The sequence below is a fragment of the Spirillospora sp. NBC_01491 genome, assembly GCF_036227065.1.
Classification (GTDB): Bacteria; Actinomycetota; Actinomycetes; order Streptosporangiales; family Streptosporangiaceae; genus Spirillospora; species Spirillospora xylanilytica.
The window spans coordinates 1,162,655-1,187,278 of record NZ_CP109432.1 but is presented as its reverse complement, the minus strand read 5'-3'; the positions used below and the strand labels follow the sequence as shown (position 1 = coordinate 1,187,278).

Annotated in this window: 23 protein-coding genes and 1 tRNA gene; 16 read left to right on the top strand and 8 right to left on the bottom strand. The window is 74.4% G+C overall.

The window, feature by feature from the left end; genetic code table 11:
- Positions 1-38: 38 nt before the first annotated feature.
- Positions 39-950, bottom strand: coding sequence for a LysR family transcriptional regulator (locus OHA34_RS05730; protein WP_285943819.1), 912 nt, complete (start codon positions 948-950; stop codon positions 39-41).
- An 80-nt stretch (positions 951-1,030) separates the two neighbouring features.
- Here OHA34_RS05730 and OHA34_RS05725 point away from each other — a divergent pair, with 80 nt between their 5' ends.
- Entirely contained in the window at positions 1,031-2,044 is a 1,014-nt protein-coding gene (locus OHA34_RS05725) for a DMT family transporter (protein WP_285942841.1), read from the top strand.
- On the opposite strand, the gene OHA34_RS05720 is transcribed toward OHA34_RS05725, so the two are convergent.
- From OHA34_RS05720 to OHA34_RS05700, 5 genes are all read right to left on the bottom strand, one after another.
- The gene (locus tag OHA34_RS05720; RefSeq protein ID WP_285942842.1) at positions 1,972-3,072 is read right to left on the bottom strand and encodes a carboxylate-amine ligase; all 1,101 of its coding nucleotides are present in this window, start codon (positions 3,070-3,072) and stop codon (positions 1,972-1,974) included. The genes OHA34_RS05725 and OHA34_RS05720 overlap by 73 nt on opposite strands.
- Positions 3,073-3,393: 321 nt before the next feature.
- The gene (locus OHA34_RS05715) at positions 3,394-3,819 is read right to left on the bottom strand and encodes an ester cyclase (protein WP_285942843.1); all 426 of its coding nucleotides are present in this window, start codon (positions 3,817-3,819) and stop codon (positions 3,394-3,396) included.
- Positions 3,820-3,850: 31 nt separating this feature from the next.
- Positions 3,851-4,033, bottom strand: coding sequence for a hypothetical protein (locus tag OHA34_RS05710; RefSeq protein WP_285943820.1), 183 nt, complete (start codon positions 4,031-4,033; stop codon positions 3,851-3,853).
- Entirely contained in the window at positions 4,033-4,242 is a 210-nt protein-coding gene (locus OHA34_RS05705) for an HGxxPAAW family protein (RefSeq protein ID WP_285942844.1), read from the bottom strand. The genes OHA34_RS05710 and OHA34_RS05705 overlap by 1 nt, the downstream gene beginning before the upstream one ends.
- 138 nt (positions 4,243-4,380) lie before the next feature.
- Positions 4,381-5,559 carry an acyl-CoA dehydrogenase family protein gene (locus tag OHA34_RS05700; RefSeq protein ID WP_285942845.1) on the bottom strand — a complete coding sequence of 393 codons (1,179 nt, stop codon included), beginning with the start codon at positions 5,557-5,559 and terminating at the stop codon, positions 4,381-4,383.
- 137 nt (positions 5,560-5,696) lie between these two features.
- Here OHA34_RS05700 and OHA34_RS05695 point away from each other — a divergent pair, with 137 nt between their 5' ends.
- The 9 genes from OHA34_RS05695 (at position 5,697) to OHA34_RS05655 (ending at position 16,073) form a co-directional block, all read left to right on the top strand.
- Positions 5,697-7,514 carry a methylmalonyl-CoA mutase subunit beta gene (locus tag OHA34_RS05695; RefSeq protein WP_329520913.1) on the top strand — a complete coding sequence of 606 codons (1,818 nt, stop codon included), beginning with the start codon at positions 5,697-5,699 and terminating at the stop codon, positions 7,512-7,514.
- Positions 7,514-9,727, top strand: coding sequence for a methylmalonyl-CoA mutase (gene scpA, locus OHA34_RS05690; protein ID WP_285942847.1), 2,214 nt, complete (start codon positions 7,514-7,516; stop codon positions 9,725-9,727). The genes OHA34_RS05695 and scpA overlap by 1 nt, the downstream gene beginning before the upstream one ends.
- Positions 9,724-10,701 carry a methylmalonyl Co-A mutase-associated GTPase MeaB gene (meaB, locus tag OHA34_RS05685; RefSeq protein ID WP_285942848.1) on the top strand — a complete coding sequence of 326 codons (978 nt, stop codon included), beginning with the start codon at positions 9,724-9,726 and terminating at the stop codon, positions 10,699-10,701. The genes scpA and meaB overlap by 4 nt, the downstream gene beginning before the upstream one ends.
- Positions 10,702-10,780: 79 nt before the next feature.
- Entirely contained in the window at positions 10,781-11,773 is a 993-nt protein-coding gene (locus OHA34_RS05680; RefSeq protein ID WP_285942849.1) for a GNAT family N-acetyltransferase, read from the top strand.
- Between the two features lie 32 nt (positions 11,774-11,805).
- Complete coding sequence (locus tag OHA34_RS05675; RefSeq protein ID WP_329520912.1) at positions 11,806-12,942, top strand: serine/threonine-protein kinase; 1,137 nt, start codon at positions 11,806-11,808, stop codon at positions 12,940-12,942.
- A gap of 173 nt (positions 12,943-13,115) precedes the next feature.
- Positions 13,116-14,141: a hypothetical protein gene (locus OHA34_RS05670; protein ID WP_329520911.1), complete on the top strand. Its 1,026-nt coding sequence runs from the start codon at positions 13,116-13,118 to the stop codon at positions 14,139-14,141.
- Positions 14,142-14,289: 148 nt separating this feature from the next.
- Positions 14,290-14,360, top strand: a tRNA-Asn gene (locus OHA34_RS05665).
- 26 nt (positions 14,361-14,386) lie between these two features.
- A complete protein-coding gene (locus tag OHA34_RS05660; protein ID WP_329520910.1) occupies positions 14,387-14,827 on the top strand; it encodes an HNH endonuclease in 441 nt (146 codons plus the stop codon).
- A 202-nt stretch (positions 14,828-15,029) separates the two neighbouring features.
- Entirely contained in the window at positions 15,030-16,073 is a 1,044-nt protein-coding gene (locus tag OHA34_RS05655; protein WP_329520909.1) for a coiled-coil domain-containing protein, read from the top strand.
- A gap of 90 nt (positions 16,074-16,163) precedes the next feature.
- Here OHA34_RS05655 and OHA34_RS05650 read toward each other — a convergent pair whose 3' ends face one another.
- Entirely contained in the window at positions 16,164-17,216 is a 1,053-nt protein-coding gene (locus OHA34_RS05650; RefSeq protein WP_329520908.1) for a Gfo/Idh/MocA family oxidoreductase, read from the bottom strand.
- A gap of 117 nt (positions 17,217-17,333) precedes the next feature.
- Here OHA34_RS05650 and OHA34_RS05645 point away from each other — a divergent pair, with 117 nt between their 5' ends.
- Together OHA34_RS05645 and OHA34_RS05640 are read left to right on the top strand one after the other, a co-directional pair.
- Positions 17,334-18,980, top strand: a complete 1,647-nt coding sequence (locus tag OHA34_RS05645) for an FAD-dependent oxidoreductase (protein WP_329520907.1) — start codon at positions 17,334-17,336, stop codon at positions 18,978-18,980.
- Positions 18,977-20,452 carry an ATP-binding protein gene (locus OHA34_RS05640; protein WP_285942857.1) on the top strand — a complete coding sequence of 492 codons (1,476 nt, stop codon included), beginning with the start codon at positions 18,977-18,979 and terminating at the stop codon, positions 20,450-20,452. Before OHA34_RS05645 ends, OHA34_RS05640 begins: the two co-directional genes overlap by 4 nt.
- Positions 20,453-20,561: 109 nt before the next feature.
- On the opposite strand, the gene OHA34_RS05635 is transcribed toward OHA34_RS05640, so the two are convergent.
- Positions 20,562-21,356, bottom strand: a complete 795-nt coding sequence (locus tag OHA34_RS05635; protein WP_329520906.1) for a class II aldolase/adducin family protein — start codon at positions 21,354-21,356, stop codon at positions 20,562-20,564.
- Positions 21,357-21,483: 127 nt separating this feature from the next.
- Here OHA34_RS05635 and OHA34_RS05630 point away from each other — a divergent pair, with 127 nt between their 5' ends.
- The 4 genes from OHA34_RS05630 to OHA34_RS05615 are packed head-to-tail and all read left to right on the top strand — an operon-like array spanning position 21,484 to position 24,622.
- Positions 21,484-22,662, top strand: a complete 1,179-nt coding sequence (locus OHA34_RS05630) for a helix-turn-helix domain-containing protein (RefSeq protein ID WP_285942859.1) — start codon at positions 21,484-21,486, stop codon at positions 22,660-22,662.
- Between the two features lie 50 nt (positions 22,663-22,712).
- Positions 22,713-23,588 (top strand): LLM class flavin-dependent oxidoreductase, encoded by an 876-nt coding sequence (locus tag OHA34_RS05625; protein WP_329520905.1) that lies wholly within the window; start codon positions 22,713-22,715, stop codon positions 23,586-23,588.
- Positions 23,589-23,598: 10 nt separating this feature from the next.
- Entirely contained in the window at positions 23,599-23,928 is a 330-nt protein-coding gene (locus OHA34_RS05620; RefSeq protein ID WP_285942861.1) for a DMT family transporter, read from the top strand.
- Between the two features lies 1 nt (position 23,929).
- A complete protein-coding gene (locus tag OHA34_RS05615) occupies positions 23,930-24,622 on the top strand; it encodes a hypothetical protein (RefSeq protein ID WP_329520904.1) in 693 nt (230 codons plus the stop codon).
- Positions 24,623-24,624: the final 2 nt, after the last annotated feature.

The window sequence follows — 24,624 nt, the reverse complement described above, 5'->3', positions numbered from 1 at the left end:
GGGAGCGTCAAGGTTGGGTGTTCCCCGTTTCGCCGCGGTCAGCCCGCGTGCGCCTCGCCCGTCATCCGCTCGGCGACCGACTTGAGCGCCTCGACGCAGGCGCCGACGGCCGGGCTCGCGGCGCCGGCGCGCCACGCGGCGTACACCTTGCGCCGCACCACCGGCCGGGTGCCGAGGATGCGGACCCCCGCCGGGACCGGATCGCGGCCCAGCCGGGGGAGCAGTGCGGCGGCCAGCCCGGCGGCGACGAACGCCAGCTGGGTGGAGTAGTCGGCGACGCGGCACGCGAAGACCGGCTCGACGTGGTGCTCCCGCAGCGTCTGGACGAGCTGCTCCTCGCACCGGGTGCCCGCGCTCCAGCTCGCCCAGGCCGTGCCGCCGAGCTCGCCGAGGTCGGCCGCGCGGCGCCGGGCGAGGGGGTGCCCGGCCGGCAGCGCCAGGTCGATCACATCGGAGAACAGCAGCGTGTGCGACACCGCGCCGGGGATCGGCGTGGGCAGGGTGTCCCAGCTCTCCACCACCGCGACGTCGAGATCGCCGCGGACGAGGGCGGGCAGGACGCATTCGGCCTCGCCGTCCAGCGTGGGGGTCAGGCCCGGGTACCGGTCGCGCAGCACGGTGAGCGCGGGCGGCAGCACGGCCCGCGCGGCGGTCATGAACGCCCCGAGCCGGACCGGGCCGACGATCTCCTCCCGCAGCCCGTCCAGGTCGGCGCGGGCGGCCGAGAGCTGCTCGAGGACGCGGGCGGCGTGCTCGGCCAGCACGTGCCCGGCCCGGGTGAGGCGCACCCCGCGGCCCTGCGGCTCCAGCAGCCGGTGCCCGGTCTCGCGTTCGAGCTTGGCGAGCTGCTGCGACACCCCGGACGGGGTCACGTGCAGGGCGTCGGCCGCGCCTGCGACCGAGCCGTGCACGGAGACCGCGTGCAGGGCCCGGAGCCGGTCGAGATTCATGGTCACGGTAGCGATGCTACCTGGTTCTACTGACGAACATTCGCTTGTTCTAATGAATGGGATCCGGCAGCCTGGACCGCATGGAACGGATCGACCCTCGCATTCTCCTGGTCGCCGGGGCGGCGTGCCTCTCGGTTTCGGCGATCTTCGTCAGCCTCTCCGGCGTCTCCGCCGGAACCGCGGCGCTCTTCCGCTGCGCGCTGGCGCTGCCGGTGCTCCTGCCGTTGTTCCTGTGGGAGCGGCGGCGGTCCGAGCGGGGCCGCCGGCACGGGGCCGACCTGCTCGCCGGCCTGCTGCTCGGCGCGGACCTGGTGCTGTGGGGCGCGTCCATCACGCTCGTGGGCGCGGGCATCGCGACGGTGCTGGTGAACGTTCAGGTGATCGTCCTGCCGCTGCTGGCGCTGGCCGCGTTCGGGGAGCGTCCGTCGAGGCGGTTCGTGCTCGCCGTCCCGATCATGCTCGGCGGCGTCGCGCTCGCCGGCGGCCTCGCCGGCGCCGGCGCCGGGGGGACCGACCCCGCCCGCGGCCTGCTGTACGGGGCGGGCGCGGGCGTGATGTACGCCGGGTACCTGTTCCTGACGCGCTTGGCCGGGCGGGACGGGGGCCGCCGCTTCTCCCCGGTGTTCATGTCCACCCTCACGGCGGGCGCCGTCTCGGTAGTCATCGGGGTGCCGTGGAACGGCGTGGACCTCACCCCCGGGTGGGCGCCGTTCGGCTGGCTGGCGGCGCTGGCGATGAGCGGCCAGGTCTGCGGGTGGCTGCTCATCGGCGCCGGGCTCTCCCGGGTGCGGGCCGAGACCGGCGGGACGCTGCTGCTGCTCCAGCCGATCCTGGCCGTCCTGTTCGGCGTCGTCCTCCTCGGCGAGCGGCCGACGCCGTGGCAGATCGCGGGCTGCGCCCTGGTCGTCGCGGCCGTCCGGCTGACCGGCGGGCGGCGGCGGACCCGGTCCCCGGCCCTGCCGAGGCCGCCGGCCACTGCGCCGGCCACTGCGCCCGCCAACGTGTCCGCCAACGTGCCGGATCAGCCGCGGGCGGGCAGCCCGGCGAGCACGGCCGAGTCGACCACGTCGGTCAGCCGTCCCCGCCTGCGGTAGACGGCGCGCTGCCGGTCGGCGCCCGTCCCTCCCGCCAGCAGGTCGCGCACGCCCCCGGCGGTGCGGTCGAGGTCGCCGCTGTCGCGGAGCGCGGGCAGCACGTGCGCCAGCAGTTCGGCGGTGAGCGCGGGGAACGGCACCGGCCGTCCGGTGGAGGTGTCGATCCCGTCACCGGACAGTCCGTTGCGGGCGGCGAGCCAGTAGGCGGCCCGCAGCAGCTCCGGGGACGGGTTGGGCGCCGTCTCGCCCGCCTCGACGGCGGTGAGGGACACCTGCACCAGCGCCCTGATGAGCGAGGCGAACAGCGCCGCCTCGTCGGTGGTCAGCGCCACGTCGGCCAGCCGGACCTCGATGGTGGGCAGCCGCGCGGACGGCCGCACGTCCCAGAAGATCGTGCCGGTGTCCATCAGGGCCCCGCAGCCGAGCAGGGTCCCCACCAGCTCCTCGTAGTGGCCGAGCGACTCGAAGTAGGGCGGGGGGCCGGCGACCGGCCAGCGCGCCCACGTCATCACCCGCCAGCAGGCGTGCCCGGTGTCGCGGCCCGCCCAGTAGGGCGAGTTGGCCGCGAGGGCGAGCAGGGTCGGCAGCCAGGGCCGCAGATGGTTGCTCACCTGGACGGCGCGGGCGCGGTCGGGCATCTCGACGTGCACGTGGCAGGAGCAGATGCACTGCTCGTCGTCCAGCGCCCGGTAGGTCGCCAGGCTCTCGGCGTAACGCGGGCCGGCGCAGATCGGCGCCGGGACCAGGTCGCCCAGCACCGGCGTGCCGGTCGCGGCGAGCCGCACCCCCTCGGCCGCCGCCGCGGACGCCATCGCCGCCCGCATCGCGCGGATCTGCTCGCGGAGCTTGTCGAGGTCGTCGCAGGGCGGGGTCTTGGCCTCGGCGAGGAAGGTGACAAGCTCGGTCGAGGCGCGCTCCCCGAGCGTCTCCGCCGCGCGCCGCACCACGTCGGTGGCGCGGGGGACGACCTCGCGGGAGCCGGGATCGATGACGAAGTACTCTTCTTCGATGCCGAATCTGAGGGCCATCCCACCACCTCGGGTCGGGGACGGAGGCGGCCACGCGATGACGACGTTACGCGGCGGAGGACCGGTTCGCACCGGCCGAGTCCGGCCGCGGACCCGGGGACGGCACCGAGCCGCTGGTCAGGGCACCGCCGATGGGGCCCGAAGTCCCGAAGACGGGCATCGTGGCAGGAGATCTTCAAGAACCGCGTTTACCGGGCCCGGTCAGGGACCAGAGCCGAACACGTACATTCCTGGACTGTCCGGCTGCGTCCGGGCGGGGGTCTCCACGTCTCGGACCGCCGGGGGCACGGTCCGTCGGGAGACCGGGCGATCCGATGGCACTCAGTCCGCCTGCGGCCACTGCCAGCCGAGTTGGAGGAAGAGGCCGAGGCGGTCACTGACCGCCCGCATCTCGCTGATCCTTCCCCCGGCGAGGGTGAAGATCCAGATCGCCTCGTTCTCGAAGCTCCGGCCGGTCGGCTCCGGCATGCGCGGATGGGCGCCACCGTGCACACCGCGCTGGGTGATCCGGGCGACCACCCGGTCGCCCTCGCCGATCAGCTCGTCCACGTGAACGGTGAGCGGGTCGAACGCGGCCAGTTGCTGCCGCAGACCGTCGAACGCGGCTCCCGGCTCGTCGGCCTCACCATGGATGATCTTGTTGTGGTCGACGACATCGTGCGCCACGAACTGGGGCAGGTCCTTCAACCGGCGGGTGCTCAGCGCCTCGAAGAAGCCCAGGACCGCCTTCTTGTTGTCGTCCGTCACGCGGCCATACCTCTGTCTGATCTGATGACGGTCAGGGACCGGAGTCGAAGAAGTACATGGAGAGCGCGATCAGGTGGGTGACCACGACCACGCCGAACCCGAAGAAGAAGAGCGCCTTGGCCGGGCCGTGCTCGAAGGTGGTGCCGCGCTTGAGCGGGCCGCGCTCGCGCTGGCGCTGCGCGATGCGCTCCTCCAGGGGCGGCCGGTTGAACATCACTGCCTCGGATCGTCGACGATGACGTCGCTCATGATGTCCACCGCGAACGCGACCACGCCGCCGAGCACGATGACACCCGCACCCGCCCAGAACATCGGCCAGCTCGGGCCGATGCAGAGCGCGACGCCGCCGATGATGAACCCGACGGCGATCACGACCACGGCGACCCACGACTTCGGCCGTCCCGCGTGGCTGCCACTCGACATGCGTCTTCCCTCTTACCCTCGTTCCGGCGTTGTGCCTGAAACCTAGCATCGACCTTCGCATGGGGCGTTCCGGGGTACCTCTTGACGCGGGCGCGGCGCGCGCCCGCGCGCGGGCACGCCGGACGCGGGCGCCGGGGATCACACGAAGGCCCCCATCCCGGTCGCGGCGCGGCCGACGATCAAGGTGTTGATCTCCCGGGTGCCCTCGTAGGAGTACAGGGCCTCGGCGTCGGCGACGTACCGGCCGATGCCGTAGTCCAGCACGATCCCGTTGCCCGCCATGAGCTCGCGGCCCCAGCCGACCGTCTCGCGCATCCGGGTGGTGCAGTACGCCTTGGCGAGCGCGGAGTGCTCGTCGCGGTACTGGCCCTCGTCCTGGAGCTGCGCGAGGCGCACCACCATGCCGAGCGAGGCGGTGGCGTCGCCGAGCATCTTCACCAGCAGGTCCTGGACGAGCTGGAACCTGGCGATCGGGCGGCCGAACTGCTCCCGCTCCACCGCGTAGTCGCGGGCGATCTCGTAGGCGGCCAGCATGACCCCGACGGCCTGCCAGGCGACGCCGCCGCGGGTCTGGCGCAGGATGGCCGCGGTGTCGCGGAAGCCTTCGGCGCGGGCGAGCCGGTTCTCCTCCGGGACGCGGCAGTCCGCCAGGACCAGGTCGGCGTTCTGGACGGTGCGCAGCGCGATCTTGTGCTCGATCCGGGTGGCGCTGAGGCCGGGCGTGCCCGCCTCCACCACGAACCCCTTGACCCGGTCGTCGGCCTCGTCCCGGGCCCACACCACGATCAGGTCGGCGAACGTGCCGTTGCCGATCCAGCGCTTGGCGCCGTTCAGCACCCAGTGGTCGCCGTCCCGGCGGGCGGTGGTGCGCAGGCCGAGCGCCACGTCCGAGCCGCCGGCGGGCTCGGTGAGCGCGAACGCGCCGATCCGCTCCATCCGGCCCATCGAGGGCAGCCACCGCTCGCGCTGCTCCGCCGACCCGCAGCGGGCCACGCTGCCCATCGCCAGGCCGGTGTGCACGCCGAAGAACGTCGACATCGAGGGGTCGGCGCGGGCCATCTCCAGCGCGAGGAATCCGGTGAGCAGGTTGCTCGGCGTCTCTCCCGGGCACTCGTCGTAGGCCAGCCCGGCGATCTCCAGCTCGCCGAACCCGGCGATCACGCCGAAGGGGAACTCGGCCCGGGCCCAGCAGTCGTCGGCGATGGGGGCGATCTCGGCCTTCAGGAACGCGCGCACGCGGCCGAGGATCTCCTGCTCACGGGCACCGAGCAGGTCCTGCATGTGATAAAGGTCACCGGGAATCGGGTCAAGGTCCATGCGCTCCCCTTTCCCGTCGAGACGGAGGTGAACCACCGTCCGCCGGCCCTGCCGGAGACCCCGCGCGGGCCATGGACCGCCTGGTCAGGGGACCCCGGTTCCGGGCGTCCCGTACGTGCTCGCTTACGATCCAGGACATGACGGTGCCGCCTGAAGAACTCGAATTGGCCGCCGCCTTCCCCCCGGCCGAGCGGGACCGGTGGCGGGAGATGGTGAAGGGGGTGCTGCGCAAATCCGGCGCGGCCACCGACGACACCCCTCTGGAGGAGGTCGAGGGCCTGCTGGCCGGCGCGTCGTACGACGGCGTCCCGATCCCGGCGCTCTCCACCGCCGGGGACGCCCCGCCGGGACGGCCCGGCCTCGCGCCGTACGTGCGCGAGGTGCGGCCCGACGGCGAGGGCCTGGCCGGCTGGGACGTCCGGCAGCGGCACGCGCACCCCGACCCGGCGGTGACCCGCGAGGCGATCCTCGCCGACCTGGAGAACGGGGCCACCTCGGTGTGGCTCGCGCTCGGCGACGCCGGGCTGCCGGTGCGGGCCCTGCCCGAGGCGCTGCGCGGCGTCCACCTCGACCTCGCGCCCGTCGTGCTCGACGCCGGCGCGCTGACCGCCGAGGCCGCCGAGGCGTTCCTCGCGCTGGTCACCGAGCGCGGGAACGCCGCGGAGGCGGCCGGGAACCTCGGCGCCGACCCCCTCGGCCTGGCCGCCCGGACGGGCACGGCCGTGCCGCTGGAGCCCGCCGCCGCGCTGGCCGTCCGGTGCGCCCGCGAGTTCCCGGGACTGCGCGCCGTCACCGTCGACGCCACCGTCCACCACGACGCGGGCGGCGGCGACGCCGAGGAGCTCGGCGGCGCGGTCGCGGCCGGGGTCGCCTACCTGCGGGCGCTCACCGGGGCCGGGCTGACCGTCGAGGAGGCGTTCGCGCAGATCGAGTTCCGGCTCGCGGTGAACGCCGACCAGTTCCTGTCCATCGCCAAGCTCCGCGCGGCGCGGCGGCTGTGGGCGCGGGTCGCCGGCGTGAGCGGCGCCGAGGGCGCCGAGGCGCGGATCCACGCGGTGACCTCGTCGGCGATGATGACCCGCCGCGACCCCTGGGTGAACATGCTGCGCACCACCGTCGCGACCTTCGCGGCCGGCGTGGGCGGGGCCGACGCGGTCACCGTCCAGCCGTTCGACGCCCGGCTCGGGCTGCCGGACGACTCCGCCCGCCGGATCGCCCGCAACACCCAGACGCTGCTGCTGGAGGAGTCGAGCCTCGCCCGCGTGGTCGACCCGGCCGGCGGCTCCTGGTACGTCGAGCGCCTCAGCGAGGACCTCGCGCAGGCCGCCTGGGACTGGTTCACCGATATCGAGGGCGCCGGCGGCCTGGCCGAGGCCCTCGGCTCCGGGCTCGTCGGGGGGCGCCTCGCCGAGACGTGGGCGCGGCGCCGCACCGACATCGCCCGCCGCAAGGCGCCGCTGACCGGCGTCAGCGAGTTCCCCAACCTCGCCGAGACGCTGCCCGAGCGCGACCCCGCCCCGCGGGCCCCGGGCGGCGGCCTGCCCGTCGTCCGGTACGCGCAGGACTTCGAGGCGCTCCGCGACCGCTCGGACGCGCACGAGGCGGACACCGGGACCCGCCCCAGGGTCTTCCTCGCCACCCTCGGCCCGATCGCCGCGCACACCGCGCGCGCCTCGTTCGCCGCGAACCTGTTCCAGGCGGGCGGGATCGAGACGGTCGGCGGGCCGCCCGAGGAGTTCGCGGCGTCCGGCGCGGCCGTCGCCTGCCTGTGCTCCGGCGACAGGATCTATGAAGAGGGGGCCGCGAGCGCCGCCCGCACCCTCAAGGACGCGGGCGCCGCACGGGTGTGGCTCGCGGGCAGGGGTTCCTACGATGGAGTGGACGGACACGTCTTCGCCGGATGCGACGCGATCGCGGTGCTGGAGACCACCCTCGGCGACCTGGGAGTGAACTGATGATCCCCGACTTCTCCGAGATCGGCCTCGGACCGGCGGCCCCCGCGGACGAGGCCGCCAAGCGGTGGCGCGCCGCCGTCACCGAGACGACCGGCAAGGACCCCGACGCGCTGACCTGGGACACCCCCGAGGGCATCGGCGTCCGCCCCCTCTACACCGGCGACGACCTGGCCGGGCTCGACTTCCTCGGCACCTACCCGGGCATCGCCCCGTACCTGCGCGGCCCCTACCCCGCCATGTACGCCACCCAGCCGTGGACGATCCGGCAGTACGCCGGGTTCTCCACCGCCGAGGAGTCCAACGCCTTCTACCGCCGCAACCTCGCCGCCGGGCAGAAGGGCCTGTCGGTCGCGTTCGACCTGGCCACCCACCGCGGCTACGACTCCGACCACCCGCGCGTGGCGGGCGACGTCGGGATGGCCGGCGTGGCGATCGACTCGATCTACGACATGCGGCAGCTCTTCGACGGCATCCCGCTCGACCGGATGAGCGTGTCGATGACCATGAACGGCGCGGTGCTGCCCGTCCTCGCGCTCTACATCGCCGCCGCGCAGGAGCAGGGCGTCGAGCCCGAGCGGCTCGCCGGGACCATCCAGAACGACATCCTCAAGGAGTTCATGGTCCGCAACACCTACATCTACCCGCCGGCGCCGTCGATGCGGATCATCTCCGACATCTTCGCGTTCACCTCGCAGCGGATGCCCAAGTACAACTCGATCTCGATCTCCGGGTACCACATCCAGGAGGCCGGGGCCACCGCCGACCTGGAGCTGGCCTACACCCTCGCCGACGGCGTGGAGTACATCCGGGCCGGACGCGAGGCGGGCCTCGACATCGACGCGTTCGCGCCGCGGCTGTCGTTCTTCTGGGCGATCGGCATGAACTTCTTCATGGAGGTCGCCAAGCTCCGCGCCGCCCGGCTGCTGTGGGCCAAGCTGGTCAGGCAGTTCGACCCGCAGAACGCCAAGTCGCTGTCGCTGCGCACCCACTCGCAGACCTCCGGCTGGTCGCTGACCGCCCAGGACGTCTTCAACAACGTGGCGCGCACCTGCATCGAGGCCATGGCCGCGACCCAGGGGCACACCCAGTCGCTGCACACCAACGCGCTGGACGAGGCCCTCGCCCTGCCGACCGACTTCTCGGCCCGCATCGCCCGGAACACCCAGCTGCTGCTCCAGCAGGAGTCGGGCACCACCCGCGCGATCGACCCGTGGGGCGGCAGCAACTACGTCGAGCGGCTCACCTACGACCTGGCCCGCCGCGCCTGGGCGCACATCGGCGAGGTCGAGGAGGCCGGCGGGATGGCCAAGGCCATCGACGAGGGGCTGCCCAAGCTGCGCATCGAGGAGGCCGCCGCCCGCACGCAGGCGCGCATCGACTCCGGCCGGCAGCCGGTCATCGGCGTCAACAAGTACCGCCCGGACGCCCCCGAGAACATCGACGTCCTCAAGGTGGACAACGCCTCGGTCCGCGCCCAGCAGATCGACAAGCTGCGCCGGCTCCGCGAGGAGCGCGACGAGAACGCGACCGCCGCCGCCCTCGGCGCGCTCACCCGGGCCGCCGAGGACGCCGAGAAGGGGACCCGCGCGCCCGGCCTCGACCAGAACCTGCTCGCGCTCGCCATCACCGCGGCCAGGGCCAAGGCCACCGTCGGCGAGATCTCCGACGCGCTGGAGCGGTCGTACGGGCGGCACGCCGCGCAGATCCGTACCATCTCCGGGGTGTACCGGGAGGAGGCGGGCAGGATGTCGGCGATCGAGAAGGCCCGCGCGGCGACCGCCGCGTTCGAGGCGGCCGAGGGGCGGCGGCCCCGCATCCTGGTCGCCAAGATGGGCCAGGACGGCCACGACCGGGGCCAGAAGGTGATCGCCACCGGCTTCGCCGACCTCGGCTTCGACGTCGACGTCGGCCCGCTGTTCCAGACCCCCGGCGAGGTCGCCCGGCAGGCCGTCGAGGCCGACGTGCACGTGGTCGGCGTCAACTCGCTCGCCGCCGGGCACCTCACCCTGGTGCCGGCGCTCCGCGCCGAGCTGGCCGGGCTGGGCCGCGACGACATCATGATCGTCGTCGGCGGGGTGATCCCGCCGCAGGACTTCGACGAGCTGCACGCCGCCGGCGCCGCCGCGATCTTCCCGCCCGGCACCGTCCTGGCCGACGCCGCCCTCGGCCTCCTCCACGACCTGGCCCGGGGCCTGGGCCACTCCGCCGCGTGAGCAAGGGACTCGACGACTACGTCAAGGGGGTCCTGGACGGGTCGCGCGCGTGGATCGCGCGCGCGATCACGCTGGTGGAGTCGTCCCGGCCCGACCACCGGGAGCTGGCGCAGCGGCTGCTGGTCGAGCTGACCCCGCACGCCGGCGGCGCCCGCCGGGTCGGGATCACCGGCGTGCCCGGGGTCGGCAAGTCCACCTTCGTCGACGCGCTCGGCAGCGACCTCACCGCGGCCGGGCACCGGGTGGCGGTGCTGGCCGTCGATCCGTCCTCGACGCGCAGCGGCGGCAGCATCCTGGGCGACAAGACGCGCATGCAGCGCCTGGCCGTCGACCCGGACGCGTTCATCCGGCCGTCGCCCACCGCGGGCACGCTCGGCGGCGTCGCCAAGGCCACCCGCGAGGCGATGGTGGTCATGGAGGCCGCCGGGTACGACGTGGTGCTGGTCGAGACGGTGGGGGTGGGGCAGTCCGAGACGACCGTCGCCGAGATGGTCGACTCGTTCCTGTTCCTCACCCTCGCCCGGACCGGCGACCAGCTCCAGGGCATCAAGAAGGGCGTCCTGGAGCTGGCCGACGTGATCGCGGTCAACAAGGCCGACGGGCCGCACGAGATGGACGCCCGGAAGGCCGCCCGGGAGCTGGCCGGGGCGCTGCGGATGCTGCGGAGCGACGAGCGCGTCCACGACACCCCCGTGCTGACGTGCAGCGCCCTGGAGAACACCGGGCTCGACACCGTCTGGCGGCACCTGGTCGAGCACCAGGACCGGCTCCGGGAGTCGGGCGAGCTGGAGGCGCGGCGACGCCGGCAGCAGGTCGGGTGGACGTGGGCGATGGTCCGCGACCGCCTGCTGACCGAGCTGCGCGAGCATCCGGCGGTGCGCGACCTCGCCCCGGGGCTGGAGGCGGAGGTGGCCGGCGGGACGCTGCCTCCGGCGCTCGCCGCCGAGCGCATCCTGAACGCCTTCTCCCGCTGACCGGGAGGCCGCCGGTTTCCCGGCCACGGGTTGCCCGGGGTGGCCTTCGGCGCGGCCCCGCGTCCTGTAGAAAAGTCGGATGGACGTCATCGCGCTCGATGATCCGACGGACGCGCAGATCCGGCAGTGGCACGCCGTGCTCACCGCCGTGCACGCCGCGGATCCCGCCGGGGAGCCCGCGCCCGAGCCGGACCAGACGGCGGCGCGGCTGCTGGGCGCCGAGCCGGCGTCCCGGCAGCGGCTGTGGGCGGTCGTCGACGGCGGCATCGTCGCGGTGGCGACGCTGCGGCTGCCCGGCGAGCCCGGCGCCGACCGTCCCGCCGAGATCGACATCAAGGTGCGGCCCGGGCACCGCAGGCGCGGCCTCGGCGGCCGGCTGCTGGCGGTGGCGGCCGAGGGGCTGCGCGCCGACGGCCGGTCCAGCGTGATCGCGCAGGTCCTGGCCGGGACCCCGGCCGTCCCGTTTCTGGAGTCGCACGGGTTCGAGTGCGTGTTGACGCTGCGCGGGCTGCTGCTCCGCCTCGACGACGTGCCCGCCGGGCGGGTGGCCGGGCTGGTCGCCGCCGGCCCGCAGGGGTACGGGCTCGTCCGGTGGCGGGGCGTGGTGCCGGGCGAGCACGCCGGGGCGCTCGCCCGCGCCAAGCACGCCATGGCCGACCTGGCCGAGTACGAGGGGGCGCCATGGGACGCCCACCGGGTCCGCGAGATGGCCCAGGTGGTCGCCAAGCGCGGCGATGACCTGTACACCGTGGCGGCCCTGCACCAGGGCTCGATCGCCGGGTTCACCGAAGTCGTGGTGCCGCTCGGCGCCACCGGCCGGGCCGCCCAGTACGACACCGCGGTCGTGCCCGAGCACCGCGGGCGCAGGCTGGGCATCTGGGTCAAGGCCGCGATGCTGGAGTGGCTCGCGGTGGAGCGCCCCGAGGTCCGCGAGATCGAGACCGACAACGCGGGCGACAACGAGCACATGCTCGCGGTGAACGCCGAGCTCGGCTACCGGCGCGAGCGCGAGTCGCTGGAGTTCCAGGCCGGCGCCGCCGACCTGCCCGGCGCGGGGCCGCGCCCCCGTTGACATCCGATATCGAACGAGAGGAACTGCCGTCCATGCGACCGTTGCGCGGTGACGATCCCGCGCGCCTCGGCCCCTACCGGCTCCGGGGACGGCTGGGCGAGGGCCCGGTCTTCCTCGGGATCTCCCCGGGAGGCGCCGAGGTCGCCGTGCGCGTACTGCCCGAACCCGAGGACGCGGTCGCCGCGGAGCGGTTCGAGCGGAGGGCCCGCGACGCCCGGCGGGTGGCGCGGTTCTGCACGGCACGGGTGCTGGACGCCGAACCCGCCGGCGACCGTCCCTACATCGTCAGCGAGTACGTGCCTGGCCCGTCGCTGCGGCGCGCGGTCCGCGAGGAGGGCCCGCTGCGAGGCACCGAGCTGGCGCGGCTGGCGGTCGGCACCGCGCGGGCGCTGGCGGCGATCCACCGGGCGGGCGTCGCGCACGGCGACCTGCGTCCCGGGAACGTGGTCCTCGGGCCGGACGGGCCGTGCGTCATCGGTTTCGGGCTCGCGAGCCTGACCGGCGGCGACTCCGGCGTGTCGGGGTTCATGTCACCCGAGCAGGCCCGCACGGGCGACCTCGGGCCCGCTCCTGACGTCTTCGCCTGGGGCGCCACGCTCCTGTTCGCGGTGTCCGGACAGGTGCCGTTCGGCGCGGACGAGTCGTACGGCGCCCCCGACCTCACCGGGCTCGACGAGGGCGCGCTCAAGGAACTGGTGCGGCGGGCCCTCGCCCAGGACCCCGACCGGCGGCCCTCGGCGGCCGACCTGCTGCTGCGCCTCACCGGCGAGGTCCCCGACATCCCCGAGGTCACCGACGTGCCGGAGGCGGGGGAGCCGGAGGCGCCCTCACAGCCCACGATGCCCACGTGGGCGGTGCCCCCGCAGCGCAGGCGCGGGGTGAGGCCGTGGGTGGTCGCCGCGATGGTCGCCGCCGTCCTGCTCGCGGCGGCCCTGGCAGGCGGCCTGTGGCTCCGTTCGGGCGACGACCCCGAAGACGCGGAGACCGGGGTGGAGGTCGGATCCGGCACGACGATGACGTCCGACCGCGACGACGTCGGTGTTCGGTCGTCGCGGGAGGCGGGACGGGCCGTCCCGGGCGGACGTCCCGCGGCGATCGCCGAACGGCGCTCCGACGGGGCCGCGACCCGGGCCAGGGGATTCGCCCGGACTCCTAGGGCGGGCGCCTGATCCTCCCCGCCGCCGTCCCTTCAGGGCGGCCGGTGGGCGTTCCGGCCGTCGTGCGCGGGCCGCCCGGCTGAGCGAAGTTATCCACAGAACTCGGTTCTAGTGTTCGGCGGCCGTCCGGGGGGCGAGCCTGGTTCCGCGGGCCCCGAAGGCCCGCGGAACCGAGGAGGCCGCTCATGAGCGCACGGCTCACCCTGCACGTCCCCGCATCGGTCACCACCCGATTCCTGGTGGCCACCGGCGAGCCCGCCACGCCGGACGCCGCGTACCTCCGCGACGTCCTCGGCCGCACCGGCCCGGCCCACACCGCCCGCGACCTGCTCGGCTCGCCCCTGCTCACCGTCGACGGCGGCCACGACGCCCCCACCCGGTGGAGCGACCGCCTGCACGCGCTCGGCGGCCCGGCCGACAGCCTGGAACGCGTGCTCGGCGCCACCCGGCACATCGTCGTGACCTCGGTCGCCGCCCCCGCCGCGCAGCCCCGACACGCCCAGGCGGCCCGGCTGGCCGCCCGCACCCTCGCCGCCGCGACCGGCGGCGTGGCCGTCGACCTGGCCGCCAACCAGGTGCTCGTCCGCGACCGCGGGTCCCCCGCCGAACCCGAACGCTTCGTCCTCGGGCAGGAATGGGTGGGCGTCTTCCTCTCCCTCGAAAACCGTCCCGGCCGACCGTCCCCGCCCGCGCCGCCCATCCGGCAGGCGGGAAGCACATCGGGCGACGCGCCGGGACGGGAGAGGGAGGCGGAGGACGGCGCCGGCTTGACACGGGTGCGGGCCGAGACGGCGGGGCTGCATCGGTTCGGATTACCGGAACTGGTGGTGCGCGGCGTTCCGTACGGGCACATGCTGACCGCGGCCAATCTGCTCCGGGGGCTCTCGTACCGGCTGTTCGCCGAGCAGCGAGAGTGGCTCGGCGGGGGACGGCGGGCGGGGGAGCGGGAGATCCTCGCGCGCCGCATCCTCGACGGCGATGACGTTCTGCGTTTCTGGGGCGCACGGCCCGATGGGGGCGGGAGCGTGCCGGTCCGGCTCGCGCGGGGCGTCGCCGAATGCCCCGAGTACCCCGAGCGCCCCGAACGTGCCGTCGCGCTGGAGGCCCTTCCGCTGCCGGGGCACGGCGGCCGGGACTGGTGGGACGAGTGGGCCGGGCCGGCGCTGCCCACACTGGCGCGCGCCGACCCGGCGCCGGGTCCCTCGAACTGATCCGGTGTCCGGTCACGTACTCTTCCCAGGGCGGGGGCTTCGCCGACCCCCGTTCCGGGAAGAAAATGCCTTGCCCTCGTTCGGGGAGATCGGCACTCTGATGAGGGCTTCCGGGAAATGCCCGGAATCCGGAGAATTGCCGGACCATTCCTTCGTAGTTCAACGGCAGAACGCCGCACCGTTAATGCGGAAGTCCAAGTTCGAATCTTGGCGGGGGAGCGGCACTCGGGCTAGGAGGTGACCCGGTGAACGTGCTCGTCCTGAACGCGTCCTACGAGCCGTTGCAGAAGGTGGATCTGCGGCACGCGGTCCGCATGCTGGTGCGGCAGGTGGCCGTCGTGGAGGAGGCGGAGGAGGGCCGCACCATCGGTCCCTTCCCTGTGCCGCGGGTGCTCAGGCTGGTCAGGTACGTCGCGATGCGGTGGCGGCACGGCAAGCGCCCGCCGTGGAGCAAACGCGGCGTGTACCTGCGCGACCAGGGCCGCTGCGGCTACTGCGGGCAGCGCGGCCACACCATCGACCACGTGTTCCCGCAGTCGCGCGGCGGCACCGACACCTGGGACAACACCGTGCTCGCGTGTGGGAAGTGCAACAACCGCAAAGGGAACCGCACGCCCGCCGAGGCGGGTCTGCGCCTGCGGGTGCGGCTCCGCGTCCCGCGGTGGGAGGAGCTGGTCGGTTTCTGACGCACGGCCGCAGAGCCATGGCGCACGGGCCTGCGGCCTCCCGGCGTGGCCGGGCCGCGACCGGCGGCCCGGCCCCGCTTCTCGCCCGTCCCGGTTTCGGTAGCCCTTGGGTGACTCTGTGTGTTTATCCGAGTATGTGAGGCTAAATGGCCGATTGTGGTAGCGTGCCGCCAATCTTCAGGATGTTATTGAGGAGAGATCTGTGGCGGCCTTCTATCCCGACGACAGCCCCCCGCGCGCCCGGCGTCCGGTACCCAAGCGCCGTGCGGCGCTGGCCCTGGTGCTCGGCGTCGCGGCGCTGCTGCCGTCCGTCCCGGGGAGCGCCGCGACCGCGGCGAGCGCGCCCGCGGAACCCAAGAAGGACCTCAAGGCGGAGTACGCCAAGCTGAAGAAGCGGGCGGACGCGCTGTCCAAGGAGTACCGCGGCGAGCTGATCAGCCTGGAGGAGGCCAAGCGCGCCGCGCAGCGCGCGGGCGCCGACGCCGAACGGGTCGGCCGCGAGTACGAGACGGCGCGCGCGGACGTCCGGCGCATCGCCGCGTCCACCTACATGACCGGCCGGCTCGACACGATCCCGATCGTGACCGCCGACGACCCGGCCGCCGCGATCCGCGCCGCGACCATGGTCGAGCACCTGGCCGGCAAGAACGACCGGCGCGTCACCAGCCTGCGCACCCTCACCGCCGAGGCGTCCCGGTCGAGGGAGTCCGCCAAGACCAAGCTCGAGGCGGTGCGCAAGGAGATCGACGACCTGGAGGGCCAGCGGTCCAAGGTCCGCAAGCTCCTGGTCAAGTACAAGCCCGAGACGCCGGCCGCACCGTCGGCCCCCGGCGGCGGGGGCGGCGGGGGCGGCAAGCCCGACGACGTCAGCGGCGCCAAGTCGCCCCTCGTCGGCACCAGCATGACCCCCCGGATGCGGACCGCGATGCTGGCCATCGACGGCAAGTTCGGCCCGTTCCCCACCATCGGCTGCTCCCGTCCCGGCGACCCGCAGGACCACGGCACCGGCACGGCCTGCGACTTCATGGAGAGCACCGGCGGCAACATGCCCAGCGCATCCGCCAAGGCGCACGGTGACGCCGTCGCCAACTACGTGATCGCCAACGCCTCCCGCCTGGGCATCAAGTACGTCATCTGGCGCCAGCGCATCTACGACATGCGCGGCAGCGGCGCCTGGAAGGCGATGGAGGACCGCGGCAGCGTCACCCAGAACCACTTCGACCACGTCCACGTCTCGGTCCTCTGACCGGCGAACACCCGTAGGCCGGGCCGGGCCGGCCCGGCCTGGCTGTCGGCTGGGCGTCCAATGTGACGGGTCCGCCTTGCGGGCCGTCGGTCAGCGGGCGAGGGTGGTCACCTCGTGGGTTCGGGCCGACCGGAGGGCGGCCTCGATGACCTCCAGACCGGTGATGGCGTCGGCCAGGTCCACCGGGGGGTCCGCCTCGCCGCGCAGTGTTCGCGCCACGCCCGCGTAGAAGTCCTGGTAGGCGCCCGGGTCGGTCGGTTCGGGCCGTTCGGCGCCCGGAACGCCCAGGCGGCCGTGCGACTCGGGCCGCGCGATGCCCCAGCCGGGGTCCTTGGGCGTCCTGCCCGCGCGCAGCGCCTCCTCCTGGCCGTCCATCCCCTGGACGGTGTAGGCGGCGGCGTCGCCGAGCACCCGGAACCTCGGGCCGGGGTGGGAGGCGGTCGCGCTCATCCAGAGGTGGGAGCGGGTCCCGCCGGGATGCGCGAGCGCGACGAACACGTCGTCGGCCGCCGCGGCGCCGGGGCGGCGGGCGTCGATCTCGGCGTACACCCGTTCGGGACGGCCGAACAGCGTGATCGCCTGGTCGATGAGATGGGGGCCGAGGTCGTAGAGGACGCCGCCGGCGGCGCGCGGATCGGCGGTCTCCTTCCAGCCGGGCCTGACCTCGGGCCGCCACCGCTCGAACCGGGACTCCAGGCGCAGCACGCCGCCGAGCGAGCCGTCGCCGGCCAGTCGCCGGACGGTGCGGAAGTCGCCGTCCCAGCGCCGGTTGTGGAACGGGATCACCGGCAGCCCGCGGACGGCGCTCAGCGCGGCGAGGGACCGGGCGTCGGCCGCGGTCGCCGCGACCGGCTTGTCGAGCACCACGGGCAGGCCGGAGGTCAGCGCCGTCCGGGCGAGCGGCACGTGCTGCCGGTTCGGCGCCGTGACCACCACCAGGTCGTACGCGCCGGTGGCCTCCCACAGCCGGTCGGTGCCGGCCAGCACCTTCGCCTCGGGGTGGCGGGCGCGCACGGCGTCCTGCCGCGCCGGGTCCCCCGTCACGACCGCGGCCAGCCGCAGCCCGGGGACCGAGGAGATCAGCGGGGCGTGGAAGATCGCCCCGCCGGTGCCGTAACCGATCAGTGCGACGCGCAGCTCCATGCCCCGATGATGTCCGATCGCCCGATCGACCTGGGGCGCGGGGTCGGCGGACGGAACCGGTGACGGCCCGTCGTAGGCTCCTTGCGGGAAATCAGGGCGAGTCGAGGGAGATGGCCGTTGTCCAAGCCAGTGCTGCTCACGGTCGACGACGACCCCGGGGTGTCCCGCGCCGTGGCCCGGGACCTGCGCCGCAGGTACGCCGGGTCGTACCGGGTCGTGCGCGCCGAGTCGGGCGGCCAGGCCCTGGAGGCGCTGGGGGAGCTGCGGCTGCGGGGCGACGACACCGCGATGCTGCTGGCCGACCACCGGATGCCCGAGATGAACGGGGTGGAGTTCCTGGAGCGGGCGATGGACGTGTTCCCCTACGCCCGCCGGGTGCTGCTGACCGCCTACGCCGACACCGACGCCGCGATCCGCGCGATCAACGTGGTGGACCTCGACCACTACCTGCTCAAGCCGTGGAACCCGCCGGAGGAGAAGTTCTACCCGGTGATCGACGCGCAGCTCGACGCGTGGAAGCGCACCGACCGGCGCGGCCCCGGGGAGCTGCGGGTGGTCGGGCACCGCTGGTCCGCCCGCTCCTACGAGGTCCGCGACTTCCTGGCCCGGCACCAGGTGCCCTACACCTGGCTGATGGACGGCGACCCCGAGGGCGCGGAGCTGGTCGCGGCGGCGGGGGCGCCGGAGCTGCCGCTGGTGGTCACCGCCGACGGCACCGCGCTGGCCGCGCCGAGCGACGCCGAACTGGCCGCGGCGGTGGGGCTGCCGACGGCGCCGTCCACCGGGTTCTACGACCTGATCGTGATCGGCGGCGGGCCGTCCGGGCTGGGCGCGGCGGTGTACGGCGCGTCCGAGGGGCTCGACACGGTGGTGGTCGAGCGGCACGCGCTCGGCGGCCAGGCCGGGCAGAGCTCCCGCATCGAGAACTACCTGGGCTTCCCCGACGGGGTGTCCGGGCAGCAGCTCGCCGACCGGGCCCGCCGGCAGGCCGACCGGTTCGGCGTGGAGCTGCTGGCCACCGGCGAGGTCGTCGCGCTGGAGTCGCGCGGCGCGACCCGGGTGGCGCGGCTGAGCGACGGCACCGAGATCGCCGCGCACGCCGTGATCGTCGCGACCGGGGTGTCGTACCGGCGGCTGGACGCCCCGGGAGTGGACGGCCTGGTCGGCCGCGGCGTGTTCTACGGCGCGGCGGTGACCGAGGCGCCGGCCTGCGCGAACGAGGAGGTCGCCGTCATCGGCGGCGCCAACTCGGCCGGGCAGGCGGCGGTGCACCTGGCCCGGTACGCCGAGCGGGTCCACCTGGTGGTCCGCGCCGGCGGCCTGGAGAAGTCCATGTCGCACTACCTGGTCGAGCAGATCGCCGCGACCCCCAACATCGAGGTGCACACCGGCACGACGGTGGCCGGCGCGGAAGGCTCCGACCGGCTGGAACGGCTCGTCGTCGACACGCCGGGCGGGACCAGGACGATCGACGCGCACTGGCTGTTCGTGTTCATCGGCGCGCAGCCGTTCACCGGCTGGCTGGACGGCTACGTCGAGTGCGACGACCGCGGCTACGTGGTCACCGGCCCCGACCTGGTCGCCGGGGGCCGCCGCCCGGCGGGCTGGCCGTTGCAGCGCCAGCCGTACCATCTGGAGACCAGCGTCCCCGGCGTGTTCGCGGCGGGCGACGTACGGTCGGAGTCGATGAAGCGGGTCGCCTCGGCGGTGGGCGACGGCGCCATGGCCGTCGCCCTCGTCCACCGATACCTGGAGCAGTCATGACGACGGTGCCGCCCGGCGAGCTGCGCGGGCTCTTCCTGTTCGAGGCCCTCGACGACGCGAAGCTGGCGTGGCTGTCCTCGCACGGCACGGCGCGGGAGCACCCCGCCGACTCGGTCGTCTGCGCCCAGGGCGACCCCGCCGAGTTCCTGTACGTCCTGCTGGACGGCGAGGTCCTGATGACCCAGCTGGTGCGGGGGCACAGCGTCGAGGTCAGCCGCACCTCCCGTCCGGGCGTGTACGGCGGCGCCGTCCAGGCCTACCTGGACGACCGGGTCGTGCAGAAGTACCAGCACACGCTGCGCGCCCTCGCGCCGTCCCGGATCTTCGCGCTGCCGGCCCGCAAGTTCGCCAAGGCGGTGCGCGAGTGGTTCCCGATGGCCACGCACCTGCTTGAGGGCAACTTCGTCGGGATGAGCAACAGCCGCCGCGCCGTCGACCAGCGCGAGCGGCTCACCGCGCTCGGCACGATCACCGCCGGGCTCACCCACGAGCTCAACAACCCGGCCGCGGCGGCGGCGCGGGCGAGCGCCGAGCTCGGCGACCGGCTGCTGGGCGCGCAGCGGCGGCTGGCCGAGCTGGCCGCCGCGGGTGTCGACTGCGGCCACCTCGGCACGCTGGTCCGGCTGCGCGAGCGCCTCAAGGAGCCGGGCGCGACGCCGGGCGCGACGCCGGGCGCGACGCCGGCCGCCCGCGGTCCCATGGAGGTCAGCGACGCCGAGGACGAGCTCGGCGACTGGCTGGAGGAGCACGGCGTCGGGGACGCGTGGGACCTGGCGCCCGGCCTGGTCGCCGCCGGGATCGGGGTGGCGGACGCCGAGGAGGTCGCCGCCGCCGCGGGCGACCAGCTCCCCGCCGCCACCCGCTGGCTGGCCGAGGTGCTGGAGGTCGCCCAGTTGCAGTCCGAGATCTCCGAGGCGATGAGCCGGATCACCGCGCTGCTCGACTCGGCCCGGCAGTACTCCCAGCTCGACCGCGCCGAGTACCACCGGGCCGACCTGCGCGAGCTGCTCGACAGCACGCTCACCATGCTCCGCCGCAAGATCGGCCCCGGCGTGGAGCTGCGCACCGACTACGCCCCGGACCTGCCGCCGGTGCCGGTCTTCGCCGCCGAGCTCAACCAGGTGTGGACCAACCTCATCGTGAACGCGCTGCATGCGATGGGCGGCACCGGCACCCTCACCGTCCGCACCGGCCGCGAGAACGGCAACGCGGTGGTGGAGATCGCCGACACCGGCCACGGCATCCCCGAGGACGACCTCGGACGGATCTTCACGCCGTTCTTCACCACCAAGCCGGTCGGGCAGGGCACCGGGCTCGGCCTGGATATCTCCTGGCGCATCATTGCCGACCGCCACAACGGCGACATCCGGGTGGAGTCCCGTCCCGGCGACACCCGCTTCCAGGTCGTGCTGCCGCTGAAGGGGCCCGCCGGCGGCGGGGAGGCCAGCGGTGCCGACGGCCTGGGCGAATGACGGCGAAGACGGCGGAGACGGCTGGTAGCGCGGAGACGGCCGAGGCCCGGCCGCCGGCTGGGAGCCGGTGCCGGGCCCGGGTGTGAGGGCGTCCAGCGGGGGCGGGCGCCTACTCGAACAGGTCGGGCTGCTCGCGGGTGATCTGGTCGTACAGCGGCTGGTAGTTGATCCAGCCGACCAGGTCGTTGCCGATCTGCCGATGGGTGAGCTCGGCGTTCTCGTGCTCGATCGGCACCACCTGCCCGGCGGCCTTGGCCAGTAGCTGCACCTGGCACGAGCGCTCCATGGTGATGAACCACCAGGCCGCGGCGTCCACGGTGTCGCCGACGGTGAGCAGGCCGTGGTTGCGCAGGATGAGGGCTTTGTGGCCGCCGAGGGCGGCCGCGATCCGCTTGCCCTCCTCCAGGTCGGTGACCACGCCGGTGTAGTCGTCGAACAGGCCGTGGTCCTGGTAGAACGCGCACACGTCCTGGGTGATCGGCTCCAGCTTCTGGCCGAGCGCCGAGACGGCCCGCCCGTGGGTGGAGTGGCTGTGCGCGGCGGCCACCACGTCCGGCCGGGCCTGGTGCACCTGGGAGTGGATCGCGAACGCGGCCTCGTTGACCGGGTAGCGGCCCTCGACGACCTGGCCCGCGTGGTTCACCAGGATCAGGTCGCTGACCCTGATGTGCTTGAACGACATGCCGAACGGGTTGACCCAGAAATGGTCGGTGTGCTCGGGGTCGCGGGCGGTGATGTGCCCGGCCACGCCCTCCTCGAAGCCGAACCTGCCGAAGATCCGGAACGCTGCGGCGAGGCGCTCCTTGCGGTGCCGGCGCTCGTCCTCGAGCGAGTCGAACGACGGTGGGAACCGGTAGATCAGGTCGGTCGCCAGCTTGTCGAGGAACTTCTCCTCATCGGACATGGACGGCTCCTAGGCGTTGTCTGCTACCACCAAAGCACATCCCGGCACGGGTGGCCTAGGCTGGCCACATCCAATCCTGGTGAGGTCGGTTGTCCGGCTGGGACAACCGGCCGCCCGCGGCGGAGAGATGACGACCATGGTGACGAGCGACCGCGACCGGTTCCTGCGGCTGCTGCTCGAGCGCGGCGGCGACCCGGGGCTGGTGGAGTCCACGGTGCGCGTCGCGCGCGGCGAGTCCGACCTGGTCGCCGCGCTCCCCGAGGAGGAGACGCGGCGGCACACCCGGGCGCTGCTGCACGGGGTGCTGGCCGCCCTGGAGAACGGGGGCGAGCCCGGCGCCGAGGTGCTGGCCGCGGCCGGGCGGCTCGGTTCGGACCGGGCGCGGCAGGGCGTGCCCGTCGCCGACTTCCTGGACGGCTTCCAGGCGGGCCGCGCGCACCTGGTCCGGGCGCTGATCGCCGAGGGCCGCCGACTGGAGGTGCCCGCGGGCGCCCTGCTCGACGGCGTCACCCGGATCGACGAGATCACCACGGTGCTGGTGCACCGCATGGTGCACGCCCACCGGGTCGCCGAGCTGGAGATGGCCCGCACCACCCGGGAGGGCCGCGCGCAGATGCTGCGGCGCCTCCTGCGCGGCGAGCCGGCGCCGGTGCTCGCGCCGCTGGATCCCGCCGCGTCCTACCACTGCGTGGTCTCCGACGTCAGCGACCCGGCCGTCGCCGCCCGGCTGGAGACCGTCCTCACCGCCGCCGGCCCGGGGCTCTGCGGCCTGGTCGACGGGCGGTTCGCCGCGCTGGTCGCCCGGCTGCCGGAGCCCGCGCCGGACGGGCCGCTGCTGGTGGCCGCGCCGCCCGCCCGGCCCGCCGACGTCGCGCCCCTCTACGGGCTCGGCCACCGGGTGCTGCGGGCGGGCGGCGCGGCCGGGCTCACCGGGCTGCGGCGGCTCACCGACCTGTCCCTGCTCACCGTGACCGCGGCCGAGCCGGAACTCGGGCGGCTGCTGGCCGGCGGGCTGCTCGGCGGGCTCGACGGCGACGACCCCTTCCACCGGCAGCTCGCCGGGACCGCGCTCGCCTACCTCGACCACGGCGGGCGGATCGAGCCGACGGCCGCCGCCCTCCACGTGCACGGCAACACCGTCAAGTACCGGGTGCGCCGCCTCCAGGAGCTCACCGGCCGCCCGCTGACCGACCCGGAGGGCGGCGCGGCGGTCGCGCTGGCCGCGCACTGGTGGTGGGCGCTCCGGAGCTGGCTCGCCGGAACCGGTCCCGGCGCTGGTCGTGACCGCTCCACCGGGCCAGGATGATTGACAGGACGGCGTCCGGAGGCGGGCGCGCACGGATGAGAGGGGAGCCCGTGACGGCACCGCGGATCGGCACGGTGATGTGGCCCATGCAGTCCTGGCCGGAGGCCGGGGAGACCTGGCGGCGCGCCGAGGAGTGCGGCTTCGACACCGCCTGGGTCTACGACCACACCGCCTGGCGGGGCACCACGCCCTGGTACGACGCCTTCACCACGCTCGCCGCCGCCGCGGCGGTCACCTCGCGGGTCCGGCTCGGCACGCTGGTCACCTCGCCCAACTTCCGGCACCCCGTCCCGACCGCCCACGCGATCAAGACGGTCGACCACATCAGCGGCGGCCGGCTGACCGTCGGCATCGGCGCGGGCGGCACCGCCCGCACCTCCGACGCGGGCATCCTCGGCGGCCCGGAGTGGACGGCCCGGGAGCGCGCCGACCGCTTCGCCGAGTGGGTGGAGCTGCTCGACCTGGTGCTGCGCGGCCCGGAGACGACGTTCGAGGGCGCCCACTACTGCGCCCGCGAGGTCGTCTCGGAGCCCGGCTGCGTGCAGCGCCCGCGGGTCCCGTTCGTGATCGCCGGCAACGGCCCGCGCGGGATGCGGCTGGCGGCCCGGTACGGCACCGTCTGGGTCACCAACGGCAGCAAGGACGGCGCGGCGCCCGAGGACGCCGTCCGGGACCAGCTCGCCGCGCTGCGCGAGGCGTGCGAGGCCGAGGGCCGCGACCCGGGCGACCTGCGGCACCTGCTCCTGACCGGCTTCACCGATGAGCCGTGGATCGAGTCGGCGGACGCCTTCGACGACCTGGCCGGGCGCTACGCTGAGCTCGGCATCACCGACATCGCGCTGCACTGGCCCCGGCCCGGCACCCCCTGGGAGGCCGACATGAAGGTCTTCGAGGCCGTCGGGGCGGCCCACGCGACCGAACGCTGACGGGACCCCCATGCCGTACGTGCTGCTCGTCCTGGCCGTCCTCTTCGAGGTCACCGCGACCCTGGCGCTGCGCGCGTCCGAGGGGCTGAGCAGGCTGGGCCCGTCGAGCGTGGTGGTGGTCGGCTACCTGGTCTCCTTCTTCCTGATGGCCAGGGCGCTCACCGCGCTGAACGTCGGCCCGGTCTACGCGATCTGGTCGGCGCTCGGCACCATCGGCGCGTTCGCCGGGGGCGTGCTGCTGTTCGGCGAGCCGGTCCGCCCGGCAGCCGTCGCCGGAGCCGCGATCATCGTGGTCGGCGTGGTCGTGATGAACTTCGGCGGCGGCATCGGGCACAGCTGACATGGACTCCTTCCTCGGCCTCGCGGTCCCCGCCCTGATCGCCGCCGTCTTCGTGGTGGTGGTCGGCGGCAACGTCTGGGGCGCGCTGTCGCGGCGGCGGGACGGCTCGCACGGCCTCAGCGCCTGGGCCCGTGAGCATGGCTGGTACTACTGCCACGGCACGATCCGAGTGCCCTGGCACGATCTGATGGGCCTTTCGTCGTTCCGCGTCCGCCGCCTCCTGCACGGGCGGTCCGGCGCGCTCTGGGCCGATGTGTGCCACTGCACCTACGAGACCCGCGGCAACAGCGGCACCGGCTCCGGACGGACCCACTCCACCACGACCGTGCACGACATCGTGGTGGCCGCCGCCGAGCTCGGCGGCGGGCGGCCCGGCATGGAGGTGCACCGGCGCGGCCTCGGGTCCCGGATGGCACGCGCCCTCGGCAAGAGGGCCGAGGTGGAGAGCGGGGACGACGAGTTCGACCGGCGGTACCGGCTGGAGAGCGGCGACCCGGACGCGGCCCGCCCGTTCCTGTCGCCCGAGCTCGTCCAGGCGCACCTGCGGGACGAGATCACCCCGTGGCGGCTGGAGCGGGGCACCCTGATCGTCGTCGAGGACGGCGTCCTCGAGCCCGCGGAGATCGGGCGCCGCCTCCAGAACCTGGAGCGCATCGCCGTGCTCCTCGGCCACCGGGGCGGCCTCGCGGGCTGACC